Origin of the sequence: Roseibium sp. (assembly GCF_050301095.1) — a bacterium.
Taxonomy (GTDB): Bacteria; Pseudomonadota; Alphaproteobacteria; order Rhizobiales; family Stappiaceae; genus Roseibium.
This window is the reverse complement of the sequence record NZ_JBNKYW010000065.1, coordinates 1-5,091: the sequence shown is the minus strand read 5'-3', so window position 1 is coordinate 5,091 and position 5,091 is coordinate 1. Positions and strand designations below refer to the sequence as shown.

The 5,091-nt window shown below is 63.2% G+C and carries 6 protein-coding genes; all 6 read left to right on the top strand.

Features of this window, described 5'->3' with window-relative positions; all coding sequences use genetic code 11:
* The coding region (locus ACQY7U_RS06055; protein ID WP_428642876.1) for an SDR family oxidoreductase at positions 1–327 on the top strand (327 nt) is incomplete at its 5' end.
* Between the two features lie 10 nt (positions 328–337).
* Positions 338–1,105, top strand: coding sequence for a crotonase/enoyl-CoA hydratase family protein (locus ACQY7U_RS06050; protein ID WP_428642875.1), 768 nt, complete (start codon positions 338–340; stop codon positions 1,103–1,105).
* A 4-nt stretch (positions 1,106–1,109) separates the two neighbouring features.
* Positions 1,110–1,595 (top strand): MarR family winged helix-turn-helix transcriptional regulator, encoded by a 486-nt coding sequence (locus ACQY7U_RS06045; protein ID WP_428642874.1) that lies wholly within the window; start codon positions 1,110–1,112, stop codon positions 1,593–1,595.
* A gap of 22 nt (positions 1,596–1,617) precedes the next feature.
* Positions 1,618–3,444 carry a feruloyl-CoA synthase gene (locus ACQY7U_RS06040; RefSeq protein ID WP_428642873.1) on the top strand — a complete coding sequence of 609 codons (1,827 nt, stop codon included), beginning with the start codon at positions 1,618–1,620 and terminating at the stop codon, positions 3,442–3,444.
* Between the two features lie 12 nt (positions 3,445–3,456).
* The gene (locus ACQY7U_RS06035; RefSeq protein WP_428642872.1) at positions 3,457–4,329 is read left to right on the top strand and encodes an amidohydrolase family protein; all 873 of its coding nucleotides are present in this window, start codon (positions 3,457–3,459) and stop codon (positions 4,327–4,329) included.
* Entirely contained in the window at positions 4,326–4,781 is a 456-nt protein-coding gene (locus ACQY7U_RS06030) for a DUF3237 domain-containing protein (protein WP_428642871.1), read from the top strand. The genes ACQY7U_RS06035 and ACQY7U_RS06030 overlap by 4 nt, the downstream gene beginning before the upstream one ends.
* The last annotated feature ends 310 nt before the right edge of the window (positions 4,782–5,091 follow it).

Here is a 5,091-nt window from a genome sequence, read left to right as displayed (position 1 = left end):
TCCGTCGCCTTCGAGGACGGCCAGCTCGGCCAGGCCGCCTATGCCGCCTCCAAGGGCGGTATTGCCGCCATGTGCCTGCCCGCGGCCCGCGAATTCGCCCGGTACGGCATTCGCGTGATGGCCATCGCACCGGGTCTCTTCCGCACACCGATGATGGAAGGCCTGCCCGAAGAGGTCTCGGCGAAGATCGCCGCCGATATTCCGTTCCCGCCGCGCCTTGGCGAACCCGACGAATTCGCGCTGCTGGCCGCCCATATCGCCACCAATCCGTATCTGAACGGCACGACCTACCGCCTCGACGGGGCGGTGCGTCTGCCGCCGCGCTGAGGACAAGCCCATGAGTGAACCGATCCTGAACATCGAGCTGGCCGACAGCGTCGCGACTTTGACCATGAATCGGCCGGAAAAGCGCAACGCCATGTGCGATGAGCTGCTGGAAGCCATCGACGGTTTCTTTTCCAAACCGCCGGAAGGCGTAAAGGCCGTCGTGCTCACCGGTACCGCGGGGCATTTCTGCTCGGGTCTCGATCTTTCCGAACATGTCGCCCGGGATGCGGAAGGCACCATGCGCCATTCGCGCGGCTGGCATCAGGTGATGGAGCGGATCCAGTTCGGCGGCCTGCCCGTCGTCTCGGCCATGTTCGGCGCCGTCATCGGCGGCGGGCTGGAGCTGGCGGCTGCCACCCATGTGCGCGTCGCCGAACCTTCCGCCTTCTTCCAGTTGCCTGAAGGCCGCCGCGGGATCTTCGTCGGCGGCGGGGCGTCGGTGCGGGTGGGCCGTATTCTCGGCGCCGACCGCATGACCGAGATGATGCTGACCGGTCGCAAGTACGATGCAAGCGAAGGACTGGCGCTCGGTCTGGCGCATTATGTCGTCGGCGCAGGCGAAGCCCTGGTTAAGGCGCAGGAGCTGGCGCGCAGGATCGCCTCCAACGCACCGCTTTCCAACTACATCATGATCCAGGCTCTGGCCCGGATCGAGGACATGTCCAAGGCGGACGGTCTCTTCACAGAAAGCCTGTGCGCCGCCATTACCCAGACAAGCCCGGACGCGCTGGAGGGCCTCGCCGCCTTTCTGGAAAAGCGCAATCCCAACTTCAGGTGATCCCATGAAGAAGACAGCACCGGACGTGAGCCCCGAAAGCGGCATTGCCAGCGTCAGTGACAGGACCCTTCGGTCGCTTCACGGCTACCAGATGAAGCGGACCTTCAACGTCATCCAGTCGGACCTTGCCCGCACGCTGAAACCCTTCGACCTCAGGATGCTGACCTTCACGGCGCTTGTCCTGATCATCGACAACCCCGGTCTGCGCCAGTCGCAACTGGCCGAGGCCATGGACATCGAGCGGCCGAACCTGGTCGTCATCGTCGACGAGCTGGAACGGCGCGACCTGATCATCCGGGACCGCTTGCCGAACGACCGCAGGGCCTACGCCCTGAAGGCAACGCTTGCCGGGCGGCATCTGTGCGAAAAGGCGGTGGCTGCGGTCACGGCTCACGAAAAACTCCTTCTGAAGGGCATCAGCCCGGACGCCCTGGAGGTGGCGGTGAAGGTGATGCAGATGATTGAAGGCAACCGTCAGCGGAGCGGCTGAGCGGGGCCGGGAGGAGACATTCATGAAGCGCACGTCCGCATTTCAGAAGCATTCCGTCGAGCAGGAGGTCCGGGCGGACGGAACCATCCTGCTGAGATCGACCCATGATCTCAGCCCCACTGTCGAGCGAACCGGCAACTGGCTGCGCTACTGGGCTCAGGCCGCGCCTGACCGTGTGTTCCTCGCCGAACGCAGCGGCGCAGGTTGGCGGGAGGAAACCTATCAAGGTGTGCTGGAAAAAGTTCAGGCGGTCGGCGCGGCCCTGCTGGCGCGTGGAATGGGAGAAGACACGCCGATCCTGGTCATGTCCGGCAATGGGGTCGATCACGGCATCCTGGCGCTCGCCGCGCAATATGTCGGCGTGCCTCTGGTTCCCGTCGCCGAACAATATTCCCTGGTTCATGGCGCGCACGGACGCCTTCGGGAAGTCGTCGGGCTGGTCCGGCCGAAAATGGCCTACGTCGTCGATGCCGACCAATACGGCGAAGCGCTCGGCCTGGAGGCGCTGGCCTCCGTCGAGATCGTCGCCAGCCGTCCCGGCAGCCGCGCAGGGGACACAAGGATCACCGGTTTCGCCGATCTCCTCAAGGGGGACGGCAGTGTCGACGTCGAAGCGGCTTTCTCCAAGGTGACGCCCGACACGGTCGCCAAGATCCTGATGACCAGCGGCTCCACCTCCAGCCCCAAGGGGGTTCTGACCACCCACCGGATGATGTGCGTCAATCAGGTTCAACTGGCCGACGCCCTGCCGTTCCTGAGGCAGCGCCCGCCGGTGATTGTCGACTGGCTGCCCTGGAACCATGTCTTCGGCGGCTCGCACAACTTCAACATGATGCTCGCCAACGGCGGCAGTCTCTATATCGACGACGGCAAGCCGGTGAAGGGGCTGTTCGAACGCACGCTGGAAAACCTGGAGCTGAAGACCGGCACGCTGGCCTTCAACGTGCCGCTCGGCTTCTCCATGCTGCTGTCGGCGCTGGAAAAGGACAAGCGCCTCAGGCAACGCTTCTTTCAGGATCTGGACCTGATCTTCTATGCGGGCGCTTCCCTGCCGCAGGAGGTCTGGTCCGGCTTTGAGCGCATGGCGTCGGAAGTGAAGGGCGAGGTTCCCCTCATGACCACCTCCTGGGGCCTGACGGAGACGGCCCCCTCCGCCATGATGCAGCAGGAACCGGCACCGCGCTCCGGCATCGTCGGCGTGCCCGTCAACGGGGTGACCATCAAACTGATCCCGGACGAGGACATGCGCTGTGAAGTGCGCATCAAGGGACCGAATGTCACGCCCGGCTATTTCAACGATCCGGAAAAGACGAAAGCCGCTTTCGATGAGGAAGGCTATTTCATCACCGGTGATGCCATGGTGTTTCTGGATCCGGAAGACCCGAACAAGGGCATGCGCTTCGACGGCCGCATATCGGAGGACTTCAAGCTGCAGTCCGGTACCTGGGTTCGTGCGGCCCAGCTCAAGCTTGACATGCTGTCGCGCCTTGCGCCGCTCGCCTCCGATCTCGTGATCACCGGGGCCGACCGGAAGCAGATCGGCGTGATGATTTTCCCGAATGTCGCGGAACTTGTCCAAGAAGGTTTCGAGCTTGAGGACATGGACGGCATCTATTCCTGCCGGCTCCTGCAGGGGGAACTCCATCGGCGGCTGAGTGAACGGGCCCGCGAAATCAGCGGCAGTTCGACCCTGGTGTCGCGCGCCATCGTGCTGTCCGAACCTCCGTCGATGCCCGAGGGCGAGATGACCGCGAAGGGCAATCTCAACATCCGCAAGGTGCTGGAGCGCCGCAAGGCGCTTCTGGAGCGGCTATACGACGACAACGACCCGGCAGTGGTCAAACTGTGAGGAGACCTCGAAATGGTTGATATCAGCAAGGTTCGGGCGATCGACATTCACACCCATGCGGAGGAACCATGCGGTTGTCATGCCGATGACGGCTATGACGACCTGCAGGCCACCATGGCGAAATATTTCCGCGCACCCTGGTCTCATCCGCCGACCGTGCCGGAAACGGCAGCCCATTACCGTGAGCAGAACATCGCCGCGGTGATCTTCCCGGTCGATGCGGAGCGGGAGACCGGCTACCGCCGCTACAAGAACGAGGAAGTTGCCGAGCTCGCAGCCGAGAACGACGATGTGCTGATCCCCTTTGCCTCCATCGATCCTCACAAGGGCAAGATGGGTGCACGCGAGGCGCGCCGCCTGATGAAGGACTTCGGCATCAAGGGCTTCAAGTTTCACCCGACCATGCAGGGGTTCTATCCCAACGACCGCATGGCCTATGAGCTCTACGAGGAGATCGCCGCGGAAGGAGCGATTGCCCTGTTTCATACTGGCCAGACGGGGGTTGGCAGCGGCATGCGCGGCGGTAACGGCATGCGGCTGAAATACTCCAACCCGATGTACATGGATGACGTCGCGGTCGATTTTCCGGACATGAAGATCATCCTGGCCCATCCTTCCTTCCCGTGGCAGGAGGAGGCGCTGGCGGTCGCCCAGCACAAGCCGAACGTCTTTATCGACCTGTCGGGCTGGTCTCCGAAATACTTCCCGGAAATCCTGGTCAAATACTGCAATTCGATCCTGAAGAAGAAGGTGCTGTTCGGCTCGGACTGGCCGATGATCACGCCGGAGCGCTGGCTCGCCGATTTCGAAAAGATCGCCATCAAGGAGGAATTGCGTCCCGACATCATCAAGGGCAACGCCGCAAGGCTGTTGGGATTGTCATGATCATCCCCCAGCTCACCCACTTCTGCGACCTCACCGTGGAGCTTGGTCCCGTCCGGGAGATGGGACACGGGCGCAACGGTGCCCGGCGGATCATCCCGATTATCGGCGGCACGGTGACGGGCAAGGTCAACGGCACGGTGCTGACCCTCGGCGCCGACTGGCAGACGACCCTGGCGGACGGCACCACCGACATCGACACGCGCTACGCCTTCGAGACGGAAGACGGCGCGGTGATAGAAATCATCAACAAGGGCACGCGCTACGGCCCGCCCCATGTGCTGGCGGCGCTGGCACGCGGTGAGGACGTCGATCCGGCGCTCTACACTTTCCGCACCGCTGCGCGGCTCGAGACCGGGGACGCGCGATACGACTGGGTCAACCGGACGATCTTCGTCGGCACGGGCAAGAGGCTCGCCTCTGCGGTCCTGATTTCGCTGTTTTCGGTCCATTGAGGACCGGCGACCCCATGACGGCGCATTAAGAAAGTCTGCCATTCGCTCATCCTCATCCTGAGAAGGGCGCAAGCCCGTCTCGAAGGATGGGCGGCAGGCTCCGGCACAAGTGGCCCATCCTTCGAGACGGACCTGACGGTTCTCCTCAGGATGAGGACGTGGGAGAGGAGATCTTCTCTCCGGCACTAACGAGAGAAACCGACGCATGAAACCGTTCTCAGCCCCGCTCGATGACATCCTGTTCACGCTGACCCATGTGGCAGGCGCGGCAAGGCTGCCCCATTGGGACGGGGAGCTGGCGGCGGAAATC